A 15,855-nucleotide genomic window follows, 5' to 3' on the forward strand; every position below is an offset into this window, starting at 1 on the left:
CAACGGTGAATTATCAAAAGGTGTTCAATTTAGTAATAAGCTAAAGGCCCGAAAACGGGCCTTATCACAGGGGAATGCTAATCCGAATATTAACCGCCAAGATACGCTGAACGCACTGCCTCATTTGCCAGTAACGCTGCGCCGGTATCTTCCAAAACAATACGGCCATTCTCCAGAACATAGCCCCGGTCAGCCAATTTTAGCGCCTGATTTGCGTTCTGCTCAACCAAGAAGATGGTCATCCCCTCTTCCCTTAGCTGCTGAATAGTATCAAATATTTGTAGAATAATAATCGGCGCTAATCCCAGAGACGGCTCATCCAAGAGCAGCAATTTAGGCTGGCTCATCAAAGCACGGCCTATCGCCAACATCTGTTGTTCACCACCGGACATCGTACCTGCCCGCTGAATACGGCGCTCAAACAGCCGTGGAAACAAATCGTAGACCCGCTCAATGCGCTGCTGATACTGCTGGCGATCAGCAAAAAAACCGCCCATCGCCAGATTCTCTTCCACTGTCATCCGAGAAAAGACCCGTCGACCCTCCGGCACAATCGCGATCGCTTCACGCATAATGCGAGCGGTCTGCCAGTCGGTAATATCCTGCTCACCGAAGATGATACTGCCCTCAGTCGCGCGAGGTTCGCCGCACAAGGTCCCCAGCAAGGTCGTTTTACCTGCGCCGTTGGCACCAATCAGGGTAACGATCTCGCCCTGCTGAATATGCAAACTCACCTGATGTAGCGCCTGAATTTTGCCGTAATGGGCTGAAACTTGATTAAATGACAACATGTTATGATTATGCCTCGCCCGCTTTCCATTTACCCAACATAAGCTTACTCACCCAAATAGGCCCGAATCACATCCGGGTTATCACGGATTTCAGCGGGTTTGCCTTGCGCCAATGGCGTTCCCTGATTCACGACATAAATGCGGTCAGAGATTCCCATGACCAGCTTCATATCATGCTCAATAAGCAGCACTGAAACTTGATGCTGGCCTCGTAACTCCATAATCAACTGATTCAGTTCATCCGTTTCTTTTGGGTTCAGGCCTGCTGCGGGTTCATCGAGCATCAACAGCTCAGGGCGAGTGACCATGCAACGAGCAATTTCTAAACGGCGCTGCTGACCATAGGCCAGATTCCCCGCCTGTCGGTTTGCCAAGTCGAGTAACCCGACTCGCTCCAGCCAAGTTGCTGCACGTTCTAGTGCGTCAGCTTCTGCGCGTCTAAATGCTGGCGTTTTCAGCAAACCGGCAAATATGCCACTTTTCAGGTGCTGATGTTGCGCCACCAGCAGGTTCTCTATCACCGTCATTTCACGGAATAAGCGCACGTGCTGGAAAGTCCGAATCACGCCCATACGGGCAATCACTTGGCCTGGCAGCCCTTCCAAATGACGATCACGTAACTTAATCGTGCCGCCAGTCGGGCGGTAAAATCCGGTCAGGCAGTTAAAAATGGTGGTTTTCCCCGCCCCATTCGGGCCAATCAGCGAGACAATTTCTCCCTGATTAAGGATCAATCCAACGTTGTTGACCGCCAGCAATCCACCAAACCGCATTGACAGCCCTTCAACGGTTAACAAAGGTTGCGTATTCATGCTTTCTCCCCTTGTTTCGCGTCGATATCGGCAACTTTCAGCTTCAGTTGTGGCCGTTTCATCGGTAACAATCCTTGCGGACGCCAGATCATCATCAACACCATCAATGCACCCAACAACAACATGCTATAAGCGTTGAGGTCACGCATTAATTCACGCGAAACCACCAGCAATATCGCAGCCAAAATAACCGCGAACTGTGACCCCATCCCACCAAGAACCACAATTGCTAGTACGAAGGCTGACTCAACAAACGTAAAGGACTCAGGGCTAACGAAGCCTTGCCGTGCGGCAAACAATGTCCCCGCAAAGCCAGCAAAAGCAGCACTAATGGTAAATGCCGTCAGCTTAATTTTGGTTGGACTCAGGCCCAGTGAGCGGCAGGCAATCTCATCTTCGCGCAACGCTTCCCATGCCCGACCCAATGGCATCCGTAGCAACCGGTTAATCACGAACAAGGTCAAAACCACCAGTAACAGCGCCACCATATACAGGAAAATGATGCGATCACTTGGGTCATATGTCAGGCCAAAGAAATTATGGAAGGTATCCCAACCACCGTCTTTTGCTGTACGACTAAATTCCAAACCAAACAGCGTAGGTTTTGGAATTTGGCTAATCCCATTTGGGCCACCGGTAATTTCTGTATTATTGAGCAGTAAAATACGGACAATTTCACCAAAGCCGAGTGTCACGATCGCCAGATAATCTCCGCGCAAACGTAATACTGGGAAGCCCAATAAGAAACCAGACAGCGCGGCGACAATCCCTGCTAAAGGTAAACTTTCCCAGAAACCTAAGCCGTAATAGTGATTGAGTAATGCGTAGGTATAAGCACCAATGGCATAAAAACCGCCATAGCCCAAGACCAGTAAGCCAGACAGACCCACGACGACGTTCAATCCTAGCCCGAGCATGACGTAAATCAGCGTCAATGTGGCAATATCGACCGAACCCCGAGACACCAAAAATGGCCATGCTATTGCAGCAATAATAATCGCCGCGGCTAACAGTTTTTGGCGAGGCGTGGTGCCGTCAAAGCTCGGCAGTACCCATGCAGGGCCTGAGACTTTTTTGATGCCTTGTTGGATGACTGGACGCACTAATTGGAAGAAAAAGACCACAATACATGCCGCGCCAATCCACAACCAGCGGACTTCTGACGCGCCTTGCACAATCAGTTTAGTGCCATCTAACTGTAACTGTAGCCCCATCACAAACGAGGCGAGAACAAGCAGAACAAAGCTGGAGATAATGGCGTTAACGAAGTTGAGTTGTTTCATACTTTTTCAACCTCCGGACGGCCTAAGATCCCAGTAGGCATGACTAACAGCACAACAATTAGTAATGCAAATGACACTGCATCTTTGTATTCAGTGCTGAGATATGCAGAAGTCAGTGCTTCCGCCACGCCCAAAATCAAGCCACCAATCATCGCACCTGGAATGCTGCCGATACCGCCCAGCACTGCCGCCGTGAATGCCTTCATACCAGCCATAAAGCCAATATATGGGTTAATCACGCCATAGAATTGCCCCAGCAATACACCCGCAACCGCAGCCATCAATGCACCAATAACAAACGTCAGAGAGATAACCCGATCCGTATTGATACCTAGCAAACTGGCCATTTTTAAATCTTCAGCACAGGCGCGGCAAGCGCGGCCCATACGGGAATAGCGGATAAATAGCGTCAGCGCCAACATGGCGAGGAAGGTGACAATCCAAATCGTTAACTGCATGGTGCTGATAGTTGCAGCGAAACCATTAACCTCAGCCAATGTCCATTGACCAGTCACCAAGCTTGGTAGTGCCAGATCTCGCGAGCCTTGCGTCAAGCTGACGTAGTTTTGCAGGAAAATCGACATCCCGATCGCGGAGATCAATGCAATTAAGCGCTTAGAACTGCGAACCGGCTTATAGGCCACTCGCTCGATGCTCCAGCCATAAGTACTGGCAATCACAATGGAGACCAGGAAGGCACAGCCGATCAATAGCCAGCTGGCATCGATCCCCATCATCATCAAGGCGGCGATCACGATAAATGAGACGTAGCTACTGATCATATACACTTCGCCGTGAGCAAAGTTGATCATGCCAATGATGCCGTACACCATGGTGTAACCGATGGCGATCAGCGCATACGTGCTGCCCAACGTTACGCCGTTGAACATTTGCTGCAGAAAATAAAGAAACTGCTCTGACATACCCTAACCCTTTGATTCACTTACCTGGCTGCCCTAGCCAATTGCGTCTAATCTACTGTGTGCAGAGGAGAAAAATCCCCCCGGAACGTGGGGGGATGCAATTGGTTGAAGGGGACGGGTTGTGACATAAACAACCCTATAACTTGATGTTTCTAATATTATTGTTATTTGACTGCGGTAGATGAACCATCCGCATGCCATTCAAAAATACCGAACTCAAACCCTTTCAGATCGCCTTTCTCATCCCAGCTCAATGGACCCATTACCGTTTCAACCGGTTTGCCAGTTTTCAGATCTTTGACCAAATCGGCGGGTTCTTGGCTACCGGCACGGTCCATCGCTGTTGTCAGCGATTGCAGTGCGGCATAAGTGGTCCAGACGAACGGGCCAGTTGGATCCAGTTTTTTCGCTTTCAGCGCGTCAACGATAGGTTGGTTAGCTGGAACTTGGTCATAACGCTTCGGTAATGTCACCAGCATGCCTTCAGAAGCGTCACCTGCAATGTTAGACAGTGAGGAGTTGCCCACACCTTCTGGTCCCATAAAGCGAGCGGTCAGGCCTGCTTGCTTAGCCTGACGCAGAATTTGCCCCATCTCTGGGTAGTAACCACCGAAGTAGACAAAATCCACGTTCTCTTTCTTCAGACGAGCAACCAATGTGGAGAAATCTTTATCACCGGCAGTCACACCTTCAAACAGCACAGGTTCTGTACCTTGCTTTTTCAGGCTATCACGCACTGAACGCGCCAGACCTTCGCCATACTGCTGTTTATCGTGAACTACCGCGATACGTTTAGGCTTGATGGTTTCAAGGATGTATTTAGCGGCGGTTGGGCCTTGATCAGAATCCAAGCCGGTGGTGCGCATAATCATTTTGTAGCCACGAGTGGTCAGATCGGCGTTTGTCGCAGCTGGGGTGATCATAATCACGCCTTCATCTTCATAAATGTCTGAAGCAGGCTGAGTAGAAGAGGAGCACAGGTGGCCGATAACATAACGAATACCATCGTTAATGACTTTGTTCGCGACAGCAACAGCTTGTTTTGGGTCGCAGGCATCATCGTATTCCACGCCGACCAGTTTATTGCCGTTAATTCCACCTTTGGCATTGATGTCAGCAATAGCTTGACGTGCACCGGTAAATTCCATGTCACCGTATTGGGCAACTGGGCCGGACATTGCGCCAACAATGGCAACTTTAATGTCTTCCGCCAGAGCAGAATGGCTCATCGCCATCGCGATACACCCAGCCAGTAACATTTTACCTTTCGTTAATTTCATCCGCGAATTCCCCATCTGTCATTGTGAGCGTGCTTGTTGTGTTGGTCTTAACGTTTTATCGTGCTGCAACGTTTTATTCATATGTAATAATGATTTAGTCTCAAAATTGAAGCTTTTCTCAAATAAGACTTTATTTTTCATGTCATTAAACAGGAGTTTTATGCTGTAAATCAACTAAGACAAGCAGAAACAAGCGGTGTAAACAGCATAAAATTAGGATTAAATTGAATGGGTTTTACTCAAATGATAGTGGCTTATGCTACTTATGTGATCATTTACTCTGTTAAAACTCGGAAAATGCAGTATCGAAAAAACATTTTCCCCCACTGACGTACAGAAAAACTTACACAACACTCTGGTCTGTGATCTAGTACAATAAACCACAGCATAATATCCTTTACTTTTTTATGGTCTCTCGACGATGAAACTGACAATTGAACGACTCACTACCCTTACTCATCAAGATCTTATCGATTTAGCCAAGATTTGGCCGGGGCAGCAGCAAGCTAACTGGCAACAATGGATTAGCGACGGTAAGCCACTCTTTGCGGCACGGTTCAATGAGCGTCTACTCGGGGCTGTGAAAATTGTCGTGGATGGCCAAGAAGCCAGACTAGAGGATTTATGTGTCAGGGAGGTGACTCGTCGGCGGGGTGTAGGGTTATACCTAATTGAAGAGGCGCTACGCCAGCTACCATCAACTCAACACTGGGTGATGAGCGATAAGCAGGTCACCGCTGAAAATCTCGCAGCCCTAGAGGGTTTTATGCTTGCCTGCGGGTTTAGCCGTGATAATCAGGGCTGGCAGCGATAATTAGCCGCCAATATCAGAAAAGCAAAAGGGCGATATCACTATCGCCCTTTGTCATATCGCAATCGCTGTTACGCCCTATCAGGCTTCAATTGCCATACGTAATTTTTTCATCGCATTTTTTTCTAACTGACGAACACGTTCGGCAGAAACGCCGTACTGATCGGCCAATTCTTGCAAGGTAGACTTGTTCTCATCGTCTAGCCAGCGTGCGCGGATAATATGCTGGCTCCGCTCGTCCAAGCCTTCCAACGCATAAGCCAGTTTATCTGCTGCGTGGTTATCCCAGTTATCCTCTTCGATGCCATCGGCAAAATCAGAGGTTTTATCCTGCAAATACAGGACTGGAGCCATAGATTGGCCGTCACGCGCTTCATCATCTGGAGAAGGATCGAACGTCATATCCTGAGCGGACATACGTGATTCCATCTCGCGAACATCTTTACTGGTCACACCCAGCTCTTTGGCAACTAACTCGACTTCATCTTGGTTAAACCAGCCCAAACGCTGCTTGGTTTTACGCAGATTAAAGAACAACTTACGTTGAGCTTTGGTGGTCGCGACTTTAACAATCCGCCAGTTACGCAGAACATATTCGTGAATTTCTGCTTTGATCCAATGTACCGCGAAGGACACCAGACGCACCCCGACTTCAGGGTTGAAGCGACGAACCGCTTTCATCAAGCCAATATTACCTTCTTGGATAAGGTCAGCCTGTGGCAAACCATACCCAGAATAATTACGGGCAACATGAGCGACAAAGCGCAGGTGAGACAGGATAAGCTGTTTAGCCGCTCCCAGATCGCCCTGGTAATGCAGCCGTTCAGCCAGCTCCCGCTCTTCCTCTGCTGTCAGCATTGGATAGGCGTTGGCAGCCCGAATATAGGCTTCCAGACTACCTTGGGGTACTAAGGCTAAAGTTTGCATTTCTTTGGTCATTCAAAACCCTCTCATTGCATTTGGCTATAGTGCAGATTTCTCTCAGCGCAGATATTTTAGCATCTGCTTATGCAGATTCAAGCGCTGGGCACCTTATCATTTCACTGTGTTGTTCGACCGGATGTTGCCATAAAAGTTCAAACTGGATCACATTTTTTGCAGTGGATCTTCACAGGGAACTGACGGCGTGTAGCAGGAAACATCGATATCATTTAGTGGTAAGCAGTGCCTCTTTCCCTGCGTTAACTGAACACCGCAGGAAAAGAGTATAACAAACATTCTTTATTGCGGTGTAAATCGGCGTAAATGTTGTACCGTTGCCAACCAAGCTGCGATCCAACCGATCATGGCGGAGATCAACACCAACAATAGTGATTCATCCCAGCTTAAGCCATGCAGTGTAAAGCTCGTGCCGAACACCGTCGCTACTTGCGTGACCACCGAGCCTAACTTCCACACCAGTGCTTCAGACAGAATCAGCGACAGCACTGCACCACCGAAACCCAGCATCGCCCCGCCATTCAGGAAGGGCCGTAAAATGAATCCATCAGTCGCGCCAATGAGCTTCATCACATTGATGGTATCGCGACGGCTGAAGATACTGAGCCGCACACTGTTACCAATGACCAAGAACACTGCGACCACCATCAAGACGCCAATCATCGCCGCAACCTGACCAACCAACCCCGTCAGCGCAGCCAAGCGGGCAAACCAACTGTCATCCATGCGAACTTCAGCGACACCCTCGACTTTGCTCACTCTGTCACGCAAGGTATCCAGTGTGCCTGAGCTTTGGAAATCCAGTTTAGGTGTGATGATGGCAACGGCTGGTAGCGGGTTTTCTTCCAGCATATCCAGCGCACCGCCAAAACCAGACCAGTTGCGGAACTCGCCCATCGCTTCTTCTCGCGACAGATAATTGACTTTTTCAACACCGGCTTCTGCTTTCAGTGTAGTGACAACATTTTCAGCCGCATTATCATCCAGTGCCTTATCCAGATAAACCGTCAATTGCGGGGTGGGATACCATTGATCCGCGGCCTGACTGACGTTTTTCCACACGATATAACAGACACTTGGCAGCGTCAGTGAGATAGCAATAACCATCACCGTTAGCAGCGTTGCTAAGGGTTGACGCATCATATCGGCAATCGCATTGACCCAAGAATAGCGCCACTGTTCGCGCCACCCGCCTTTCAGCGCCTTGGTTTTTGCTTTTTGTGCATTATTCGCCATGATGCGCTCCTAACATCCGCCCCTGACTCAACGTCAGAATGGGGTAGCGCCGCCGAGCAATCAACGACGTATCGTGAGTTGCCATCAGGACAGTCACGCCCACACGGTTAAACTCTTCAAATAAGCGCAAAATGCCTTCAGATAGTGCATCGTCTAAGTTGCCTGTGGGTTCATCCGCCAGTAATACTGCTGGCTTATTTACCACCGCACGGGCAATACCGACACGTTGCTGCTCACCACCGGAAAGCTGAATTGGGAAGTTCTTCGCTTTGTCCAGTAACCCGACTTTATCCAGTGCCGCAGATACCCTACGGCGGATATCTTCCGTGCTCGCACCGGCGATAATTAAAGGCATGGCAACATTGTCGTAAACCGTTCTGTCCAACAGCAGATGGTGATCTTGGAAGATCATCCCGATCTGGCGGCGCAAGAACGGCACTTCGCGGTTTTTCAAGCGGCTGATATCGTGACCACCAAACCAAATATGGCCAGCACTGGGGCGCTCGATACCACAAATCAGTTTCAGCAGCGTACTTTTCCCTGCCCCTGAATGGCCGGTTAAAAACGCCATTTCCGCTGGGCGCAGATGAAAATCGACCCCTTGCAGCGCCTGCCGTCCGCCTAGATAAGCTTTACTGACCTGTTCAAAGCGAATCATCCGTATTAATCCTCTCGGGCAAAAAGAGCCTCAATAAAATCGTCAGCCTTGAATGGCCGTAAGTCTTCTATACCTTCCCCAACACCGATATAACGGATAGGGATACCGAACTGATCTGCAATGGCAAAGATAACCCCGCCTTTAGCGGTACCATCCAGTTTAGTCAGTGTAATCCCAGTCAGACCCACTGCTTCATTAAAGAGTTTTGCCTGACTGACCGCATTTTGTCCGGTACTGGCATCTAACGTCAGCATAACCTCATGTGGGGCATCGCCGTCCAGCTTTTTCATCACGCGGACAATCTTCTTCAGCTCTTCCATGAGATGAGCTTTATTCTGTAAACGCCCTGCGGTGTCGGCCAGTAACACATCAATACCACGGGCTTTAGCCGCCTGAATGGCATCGAAAATGACCGACGCTGAATCTGCACCGGTATGTTGAGCAACCACGGCAATCTTGTTGCGCTCACCCCAGACTTGCAGCTGTTCTACCGCTGCGGCGCGGAATGTATCACCCGCAGCCAACATCACCGATTTACCTTCTGCTTGGAATTGACGCGCCAGCTTACCGATGGTGGTTGTTTTACCCACGCCATTGACGCCGACCATTAAGATGACATACGGATTTTTACCACTGACATCCAATGGTTTATCTACTTTAGCCAGAATTTCGGACATTTCCTCTTTGAGCTTGCCATAGAGCGCTTCGGCATCTTTTAATTGCTTCCGGCTAGCATGCTCAGTCAACGAGGTAATGATTTTGCGGGTCGTTTCAACACCAACGTCGGCGATTAGGAGCTGTTCTTCTAGCTCATCAAAGAGATCGTCGTCGATTTTCTTACCACTGAACAGCCCCATAAAACCAGAACCGAGATTCTGTTTGGTTTTGATTAAGCTGCGTTTTAACCGCGCGAAGAAACCCTCTTTCGTTGGCCGCTCTTGTTCCTGCGCGGCAACGGGAGCAATGATGTGTTCAGGTTCTTCTTCTGGTTCAATATCTTCTTCTACGTCTTCTTCGACGATAACTTCGTCAACAATCGCTTGCGATGCCGATGTTTCGACTACATCGATAACAATATTCTCTTCTGTTATCGGCAACTCTGGCGCGCTAACCGTACCTTCATCCCACTGTGCAACATTATCGCTCTCCTGTTGACTGGCAGAAAAATGATGCTGCAAATATTCAGGTTCGGTAGAGAAATCAATCGGTTCATCAACGACTTGTGCTGTTGGTTCAGCCTCGACTTCCGGCAACGTTTCAGCGGCAGCTTCACTAATAACAGCACTGTCCCACTCACCTGGTGTGACTGCGGAATGTTCGACTACCGGTTCGCGTGATTCAACTTCTTCAACTGAGGCGCTTTCAGGAACAGCTTCCGCGTGTTCATCGCGAGTAGCTTGCTCATTGGCGATCGACGCTTGTTCGTCGATCGGCTGTTGTTCGTGGATAGACTGCTGCTCAGCTTCACCAGCAACACTCTCTTTGTCAGTAGCCAATGGCTCTGCTGTTTGTTCTTCACTCTGACGGCCAAGACCCAGCCAGGAAAAAAATCCGCGTTTTTTTTCTTTTGCCATTTTGGACTCTAATTACTTTGGGTTTACATAAATAAGATAATAGTTCGCCAGTCTATCACTTTCCCCTGAACAGCAACACGCGCACGATGCTGCTTTCTATTGTGAATTCAATCAGGAAAACCTTCTCGAAACGGATTAACGCTGTTGATAAGCAGCTCACCCCATCGCGCTTCATAGTCGACGAGGATATAACCTTTCCTCAGCACTGCACACATAGGTAGAATAGAACCAATTCATTTATTCAGTGCTGCAATACTGGCCAATTTTCAAGCAAAGCGACTTATGGCAAAGCGACCAACAGCAAAAGACAAACAAGCACCGCAACAGTCCGCAGGACAAATCCGTATCATTGGCGGCAAATGGCGGGGGCGTAAATTACCTGTCCCCAATAGCCCAGGGCTGCGCCCCACCACGGATCGCGTCAGGGAGACGCTATTTAACTGGCTTGCCCCTATGATTCAAGGTGTTCGCTGCCTTGATTGCTTCGCCGGTAGCGGTGCCCTAGGACTAGAAGCGTTATCCCGTTATGCTCACGAAGCTACGCTGCTGGAATCTGACCGGTACGTTGCGAAACAATTGAACAATAACTTGTCGTTACTGAACGCCGAAAATGGGCAAGTTGTGAATACCAACGCGCTTCAGTGGTTAGCTCAACCGGGGCAACCTTTCAATTTGGTATTCCTTGATCCCCCTTTTCGCCAAGGCTTGTTGGCTGAAACCATCAATTTGCTGGAACAATTTAACTGGCTGACACCCGAGGCTTGGATTTATGTCGAAGCCGAGTCAGAAAGCGCGGCCACCGATGTTCCGGCCAATTGGCAATTGCACCGTGAGAAGATTGCGGGACAAGTGGCCTATCGCCTCTATATACGCCACCAAGAGACTCACCTAAACGCGGACTCAGTTGAAGAACAGGAGCAACACCATGTGGATTAATCTCGGCCGCTTATTGATGTTAGGGGTATGGTTCTTCTTACTGCTGAATCTGTTCCAGCCGTTCCCTTCTCCCTTAAAGTATTTCATCAATGTTGCCATGATATTCATGGTGCTGATGCACGGCCTGCAACTGGTTCTGCTCAAATCAACTCAGCCGAAAGACCAACCGATCAGCGGCTTGCAACAGTTTAAAATTTTTGTGTTCGGCGTATTCGAATTACTGGCTTGGCAAAAGAAACAACCGCCGCTGCCTAAAAAATAATGCGGCGTGATGTCACAACGTTCTAAACGGTTATTTCTAAGCTGTTGCCACGTGATTAACTGTTGCCGCGATTTAATTTGGGGCAAAACCAATATAGCGGGTGCCTTGTAAACGTAATGTTCCCTTTGCACCTTGCTCTATACGGTTGAATTCCTGCTGCGGTACGATCATTTTGATTTGACTGTCGGTTGAGGCATCGATGCTGCTGAGAAGCGGCTGGAAGTACACCTCGTAGCGTTTTTCCTCTGCAACAATCTCTTCGCGCTGACGGGAGCGGCGATTAGGTGCCAGCACTTCCCGCTTTTCTGCCACTTCGACTTGCAAACTACGTACTGGCGAACGATCGTTTTCTGCATCCTGCTTTTTTTTCTGCCAATACTGGCGAGTCGCTAGAACCGCGATCAACACCACGACTGCAATCAATAATAAGGGCGGTTTACTCATAAGGGATGACCCGAAAAACCTTGTTCAAACGTGAATAATGAGCTTCTTTGACAGACCTTAGGGCTTATTGCCTGGTAGATAAGGGAAACTCATCACATTACTGCCCAATTCAGAGATCCGCGCGCTGCCTTTTTCCGTCACTGCATCAATACGAATCACGGAATGCAGAGGGATATAGCTACGATTAACGCCTGAAAACTCTGTTTTCAGTTTTTCTGTAGAAGGGTCCACCAACAATGTTGATTGGCTATCGAAGACAAAATCAGCAATCTCAATAAATCCAAATAAAGTACTCGGCCCGACTTCTCGGACATAAAGCTGATAATTCTTACCGTTATTCATAAATTGGATACGATAAAGTAACTGTTCATTAGCCATGGCGTTATCTGCCTCTATCCCTTGATTTAGCGGAATGAAATCGGCGTTAACATATCATGTGGGCCAAACAAGACCAAGACCCGCACAGGCTGATTCTACCGCGATATCTGATTATGCGTACTGCTACGCATTATGTGTCATAAAACAGACAAATCCTGCATCTCGTCTCTATCGCTCTTGCCCTCCATCCTTTACACTTATTCAGGTATATGTTTGATGTTATTGCCGTTGCGTCTTTTTTATGACAAGTCAGGTATCTCGCTGAAACCTGCATAGAAAAAAGGATAAATAATGAGCTGGCCATTCCTTGCCGTATTCTTTTCTGGTTGGTTGTTTGTCGATGCAACTTACCGTGGCCCACGCTGGCAGCGTTGGGTATTCAAACCCGTCACCCTGTTACTGTTACTCTTACTTGCTTGGCAAGCACCCGTTCTTGGCCCTGCCGGTTATCTGATTGTCCTGGGCTTACTGGCGACCTTAGTTGCCGATGCCTTATTGCTGCTACCCAGTGAGCGCTTACTTTATGCTCTAGGTGCGTTCTTCCTATCTCATTTACTGTATACCATCAGCTTTGCCAGCCAGATGACCTTTACGTTCTTCTGGCCGTTGCCTTTGGTTTTAATCATCATCGGTGCCTTACTGCTCGCGACTGTCTGGACAAAATTGGATGAGATGCGTTGGCCCGTCGTTGCCTTGGTCGGTATGACGTTATTGATGGTTTGGATGGCAGGTGAGCAGTACTTCGCCCGCAGCACAGACATGAGTTTCTCTTTACTGGCAGGGACATTGTTCTTACTGGTTTCCCATAGCATTTGGTTGTTGAATCGCTATCGTTTTTCTTTCCGTGCATCAGATGCCATTGTCGCAGGTTGCTATTTTGTCGGGCATTTCTTGATTGTCCGGTCGCTGTATTTATAAGGCCACTCTCGCTATCAGTTTGCATTGTTAGTGAGTGAATCATTAGTGAGCCAGTAAAATAGGTGAGTGCCGTAACACGGTTAAATCGATTGATACGACACAGGGTTCCAAGGAAGGAACTCATTATTGAGATACAAGTGACATCCCCCCCTTAACCATCCCTCCCTGATATCAGAACACCTATTTAGCGATACTTCTCATTCGCACTATTGACTCTGGAGTTGACTCTAAGGTGTAGAGTGCTCTTACACCGAACAAATCCTGTGAAGGAGGCTATGATGCATTCACATTCTGAACATAATCACTCAACGGATACACAAAACAACTGTGGCTGTGGTCATACTCATGCTAAAAAGCAGGTGGGTTGTAGCAGCTCAGCAGTAACTAATACCAGCACTGACAGCTCAAGCTCAGTAAGTGAGCACTCACACGGTAATGGAGGTTGCTGTAGTCAGAGCCATACCGAAGAAGGCGATGACGAAAGCGACATACTGACGGCAGCGACGCCCGCTGGCAGTCAGCGTTTTAGCTGGCAAGTCAAAGGGATGGACTGCCCAAGCTGCGCGCGAAAAATTGAAAATGCCATCAGTAGTCAGATCGATATTGAAAATGTCAAAGTGCTGTTTGCCACAGAAAAATTAGTGGTTGATGCACGTATGGATATCCGCCTGCAAGTCCAGCAAGCCGTCAAACAAGCAGGTTTCAGTTTGGTCGATACCCAATCACCAACTGAGAACAAGGTCGCAGCGTCCGAATCGCGTCTGCGCGAATATCTGCCAATCGCATTATTAACCCTCTTGATGCTCATCAGTTGGGGAATCTCTTTTTACAGCGCCGAATGGGCTGAGATGGCCTTCGCCGCCACGACCCTAGTCGGGCTGATTCCTATCGCCAGCAAAGCTTGGAAACTCATTCGCACAGGCACACCTTTTGCCATCGAAACCTTGATGACCGTTGCGGCTATCGGAGCCTTGTTTATTGGTGCTACCGCTGAAGCCGCGATGGTATTGCTGCTGTTTATGATTGGTGAGTTGCTGGAGTCCTATGCGGCAAACCGCGCGCGCCGTGGTGTCAAAGCACTCATGGCATTGGTGCCGGAAGAAGCATTGTTGTTGAAAAACGGTGAGCGAATCATGGTTCCGGTGGCCAGTTTGCGCCCCGGCGATATCATTGAGGTAGCCCCAGGTGGCCGCCTACCCGCAGATGCCGAATTAATCACTCCGTTCGCCAGTTTCGATGAAAGCGCCCTGACCGGGGAATCGATTCCGGTTGAACGTTTGCAAGGTGAGAAAGTCGCCGCAGGATGTTTATCTGTTGATCGCGCCACTGAAATGCGGGTGATTTCGGAGACTGGGAATAATGCCATTGACCGTATTTTGCAACTCATTGAATTAGCAGAAGAACGTCGCGCCCCGATTGAGCGTTTCATCGACCGCTTCAGCCGTATTTATACGCCAGCGATTATGTTTCTTGCCGTACTGGTGATACTCATCCCGCCATTAGCCTTCGCCGAGCCTTGGGAGAGCTGGATTTACCGTGGGTTAACCTTACTGTTGATTGGTTGTCCCTGTGCGTTGGTTATTTCTACACCAGCAGCCATTACTTCTGCCTTGGCAGCCGCCACGCGGCGCGGCGCTCTAATCAAAGGTGGAGCCGCACTGGAACAACTGGGGCGCATTCAAACCGTGGCCTTCGACAAAACCGGTACGCTGACAGAAGGCAAACCGAAAGTGACCGATATTCTGCCGGTGGCAGGTGTCAGTGAGACTCGCCTGTTGTCATTGGCAGCAGCAGTCGAAGCCGGTTCCCCACATCCATTAGCCGTCGCGATTATGCAACGAGCGCAACAAAACACCCCACTGCTGCCACTGGCTGAAGCACGTCGCGCACTGGCTGGCGTGGGGGTTGAAGGTCAAGTCAACGGGCTTCTCGTGCGTGTTAGCGCACCCAGTAAACTGCCTGAGGGGCTAATATCAGGTGAATGGCAGGAGCAACTCGACAAGCTTGAGAGCCAAGGTAAAACGGCCGTCGCGGTGCTGGAAAATCAGGCATTTATTGGCTTACTGGCGCTACGTGACACACTGCGCGCCGATGCTAAACTCGCCATTGATTCGCTCAAAAACTTGGGTATTCAGGGTGTGATGTTAACGGGCGATAACCCACGGGCTGCGGCGGCAATAGCCAACGAACTGGGGATTGATTACCGCGCAGGGCTGTTGCCGGCCGATAAGGTTCAGGCCGTGATGGCACTCAATGAAGCCCAGCCGACGGTGATGGTCGGGGACGGCATCAATGATGCGCCAGCAATGAAAGCCGCCAGTATTGGTATTGCCATGGGCAGCGGCACTGATGTGGCGTTGGAAACCGCCGATGCCGCGCTGACCCATAATCGGCTCACTGGGCTGGCGGACATTATTTTGTTATCCCGTGCCGCTAACGCCAATATCCGCCAGAATATTGCTATCGCGTTAGGGCTGAAAGGGGTTTTCTTGGTCACCACTCTGCTAGGCTTAACCGGCTTGTGGATGGCGGTATTAGCCGATTCAGGTGCCACCGCTTTAGTCACCGCTAATGCGCTGAGATTACTACGGAAAAAGGATAATTAAGTCT

At 49.2% G+C, this 15,855-nt stretch carries 16 protein-coding genes; 5 read left to right on the plus strand and 11 right to left on the minus strand.

The window, feature by feature from the left end; genetic code table 11:
- Window positions 1-89: 89 nt before the first annotated feature.
- The 5 genes from livF to DA391_RS21695 form a co-directional block, all read right to left on the minus strand.
- The gene (gene livF / locus DA391_RS21675) at window positions 90-791 is read right to left on the minus strand and encodes a high-affinity branched-chain amino acid ABC transporter ATP-binding protein LivF (protein ID WP_019213199.1); all 702 of its coding nucleotides are present in this window, start codon (window positions 789-791) and stop codon (window positions 90-92) included.
- Window positions 792-835: 44 nt separating this feature from the next.
- Window positions 836-1,603 carry a high-affinity branched-chain amino acid ABC transporter ATP-binding protein LivG gene (gene livG, locus DA391_RS21680; protein ID WP_050874404.1) on the minus strand — a complete coding sequence of 256 codons (768 nt, stop codon included), beginning with the start codon at window positions 1,601-1,603 and terminating at the stop codon, window positions 836-838.
- The gene (locus tag DA391_RS21685; protein WP_050083326.1) at window positions 1,600-2,886 is read right to left on the minus strand and encodes a high-affinity branched-chain amino acid ABC transporter permease LivM; all 1,287 of its coding nucleotides are present in this window, start codon (window positions 2,884-2,886) and stop codon (window positions 1,600-1,602) included. Before DA391_RS21685 ends, livG begins: the two co-directional genes overlap by 4 nt.
- Window positions 2,883-3,809 carry a high-affinity branched-chain amino acid ABC transporter permease LivH gene (gene livH / locus DA391_RS21690; RefSeq protein ID WP_019213196.1) on the minus strand — a complete coding sequence of 309 codons (927 nt, stop codon included), beginning with the start codon at window positions 3,807-3,809 and terminating at the stop codon, window positions 2,883-2,885. The genes DA391_RS21685 and livH overlap by 4 nt, the downstream gene beginning before the upstream one ends.
- 164 nt (window positions 3,810-3,973) lie before the next feature.
- Window positions 3,974-5,089, minus strand: coding sequence for a branched-chain amino acid ABC transporter substrate-binding protein (locus tag DA391_RS21695; protein WP_019213195.1), 1,116 nt, complete (start codon window positions 5,087-5,089; stop codon window positions 3,974-3,976).
- A gap of 421 nt (window positions 5,090-5,510) precedes the next feature.
- Between DA391_RS21695 and panM the strand changes: the two genes are divergently transcribed.
- Window positions 5,511-5,903 carry an aspartate 1-decarboxylase autocleavage activator PanM gene (gene panM / locus DA391_RS21700; RefSeq protein ID WP_050286942.1) on the plus strand — a complete coding sequence of 131 codons (393 nt, stop codon included), beginning with the start codon at window positions 5,511-5,513 and terminating at the stop codon, window positions 5,901-5,903.
- 78 nt (window positions 5,904-5,981) lie between these two features.
- Here the strand turns inward: panM and rpoH are convergent, their stop codons facing one another.
- From rpoH to ftsY, 4 genes are all read right to left on the minus strand, one after another.
- Window positions 5,982-6,839, minus strand: coding sequence for an RNA polymerase sigma factor RpoH (gene rpoH / locus DA391_RS21705; RefSeq protein WP_019213193.1), 858 nt, complete (start codon window positions 6,837-6,839; stop codon window positions 5,982-5,984).
- A 282-nt stretch (window positions 6,840-7,121) separates the two neighbouring features.
- Entirely contained in the window at window positions 7,122-8,075 is a 954-nt protein-coding gene (gene ftsX, locus DA391_RS21715) for a permease-like cell division protein FtsX (RefSeq protein ID WP_049608997.1), read from the minus strand.
- Window positions 8,065-8,733 (minus strand): cell division ATP-binding protein FtsE, encoded by a 669-nt coding sequence (gene ftsE, locus DA391_RS21720; protein WP_019213191.1) that lies wholly within the window; start codon window positions 8,731-8,733, stop codon window positions 8,065-8,067. Before ftsE ends, ftsX begins: the two co-directional genes overlap by 11 nt.
- Window positions 8,734-8,738: 5 nt before the next feature.
- Entirely contained in the window at window positions 8,739-10,307 is a 1,569-nt protein-coding gene (gene ftsY / locus DA391_RS21725) for a signal recognition particle-docking protein FtsY (protein ID WP_050286943.1), read from the minus strand.
- Between the two features lie 282 nt (window positions 10,308-10,589).
- Here ftsY and rsmD point away from each other — a divergent pair, with 282 nt between their 5' ends.
- A complete protein-coding gene (gene rsmD, locus DA391_RS21730) occupies window positions 10,590-11,243 on the plus strand; it encodes a 16S rRNA (guanine(966)-N(2))-methyltransferase (protein ID WP_050874409.1) in 654 nt (217 codons plus the stop codon).
- Window positions 11,233-11,505 (plus strand): DUF1145 family protein, encoded by a 273-nt coding sequence (locus tag DA391_RS21735; protein ID WP_019213188.1) that lies wholly within the window; start codon window positions 11,233-11,235, stop codon window positions 11,503-11,505. The genes rsmD and DA391_RS21735 overlap by 11 nt, the downstream gene beginning before the upstream one ends.
- A 72-nt stretch (window positions 11,506-11,577) precedes the next feature.
- On the opposite strand, the gene DA391_RS21740 is transcribed toward DA391_RS21735, so the two are convergent.
- Window positions 11,578-11,949 (minus strand): DUF2500 domain-containing protein, encoded by a 372-nt coding sequence (locus tag DA391_RS21740; protein ID WP_050083331.1) that lies wholly within the window; start codon window positions 11,947-11,949, stop codon window positions 11,578-11,580.
- A gap of 57 nt (window positions 11,950-12,006) precedes the next feature.
- Window positions 12,007-12,327, minus strand: coding sequence for a DUF1820 family protein (locus tag DA391_RS21745; RefSeq protein WP_050083332.1), 321 nt, complete (start codon window positions 12,325-12,327; stop codon window positions 12,007-12,009).
- 291 nt (window positions 12,328-12,618) lie between these two features.
- Here DA391_RS21745 and DA391_RS21750 point away from each other — a divergent pair, with 291 nt between their 5' ends.
- Window positions 12,619-13,245: a lysoplasmalogenase gene (locus tag DA391_RS21750; RefSeq protein WP_049608982.1), complete on the plus strand. Its 627-nt coding sequence runs from the start codon at window positions 12,619-12,621 to the stop codon at window positions 13,243-13,245.
- Between the two features lie 278 nt (window positions 13,246-13,523).
- The gene (locus DA391_RS21755; RefSeq protein ID WP_108088199.1) at window positions 13,524-15,851 is read left to right on the plus strand and encodes a zinc/cadmium/mercury/lead-transporting ATPase; all 2,328 of its coding nucleotides are present in this window, start codon (window positions 13,524-13,526) and stop codon (window positions 15,849-15,851) included.
- Window positions 15,852-15,855 lie beyond the last annotated feature (4 nt).

The organism is Yersinia massiliensis, from assembly GCF_003048255.1.
Classification (GTDB): domain Bacteria; phylum Pseudomonadota; class Gammaproteobacteria; order Enterobacterales; family Enterobacteriaceae; genus Yersinia; species Yersinia massiliensis_A.

Excerpts from the sequence above, each read along its gene's own strand:
- panM (WP_050286942.1), top strand. The coding sequence starts at position 5,511 with ATGAAACTGACAATTGAACGACTCACTACCCTTACTCATCAAGATCTT.
- rpoH (WP_019213193.1), bottom strand. The coding sequence starts at position 6,839 with ATGACCAAAGAAATGCAAACTTTAGCCTTAGTACCCCAAGGTAGTCTG.
- DA391_RS21740 (WP_050083331.1), bottom strand. The coding sequence starts at position 11,949 with ATGAGTAAACCGCCCTTATTATTGATTGCAGTCGTGGTGTTGATCGCG.
- DA391_RS21745 (WP_050083332.1), bottom strand. The coding sequence starts at position 12,327 with ATGGCTAATGAACAGTTACTTTATCGTATCCAATTTATGAATAACGGT.
- ftsX (WP_049608997.1), bottom strand. The coding sequence starts at position 8,075 with ATGGCGAATAATGCACAAAAAGCAAAAACCAAGGCGCTGAAAGGCGGG.
- ftsE (WP_019213191.1), bottom strand. The coding sequence starts at position 8,733 with ATGATTCGCTTTGAACAGGTCAGTAAAGCTTATCTAGGCGGACGGCAG.
- ftsY (WP_050286943.1), bottom strand. The coding sequence starts at position 10,307 with ATGGCAAAAGAAAAAAAACGCGGATTTTTTTCCTGGCTGGGTCTTGGC.
- livH (WP_019213196.1), bottom strand. The coding sequence starts at position 3,809 with ATGTCAGAGCAGTTTCTTTATTTTCTGCAGCAAATGTTCAACGGCGTA.
- DA391_RS21735 (WP_019213188.1), top strand. The coding sequence starts at position 11,233 with ATGTGGATTAATCTCGGCCGCTTATTGATGTTAGGGGTATGGTTCTTC.
- DA391_RS21750 (WP_049608982.1), top strand. The coding sequence starts at position 12,619 with ATGAGCTGGCCATTCCTTGCCGTATTCTTTTCTGGTTGGTTGTTTGTC.
- DA391_RS21755 (WP_108088199.1), top strand. The coding sequence starts at position 13,524 with ATGCATTCACATTCTGAACATAATCACTCAACGGATACACAAAACAAC.
- rsmD (WP_050874409.1), top strand. The coding sequence starts at position 10,590 with ATGGCAAAGCGACCAACAGCAAAAGACAAACAAGCACCGCAACAGTCC.
- DA391_RS21695 (WP_019213195.1), bottom strand. The coding sequence starts at position 5,089 with ATGAAATTAACGAAAGGTAAAATGTTACTGGCTGGGTGTATCGCGATG.
- livG (WP_050874404.1), bottom strand. The coding sequence starts at position 1,603 with ATGAATACGCAACCTTTGTTAACCGTTGAAGGGCTGTCAATGCGGTTT.
- DA391_RS21685 (WP_050083326.1), bottom strand. The coding sequence starts at position 2,886 with ATGAAACAACTCAACTTCGTTAACGCCATTATCTCCAGCTTTGTTCTG.
- livF (WP_019213199.1), bottom strand. The coding sequence starts at position 791 with ATGTTGTCATTTAATCAAGTTTCAGCCCATTACGGCAAAATTCAGGCG.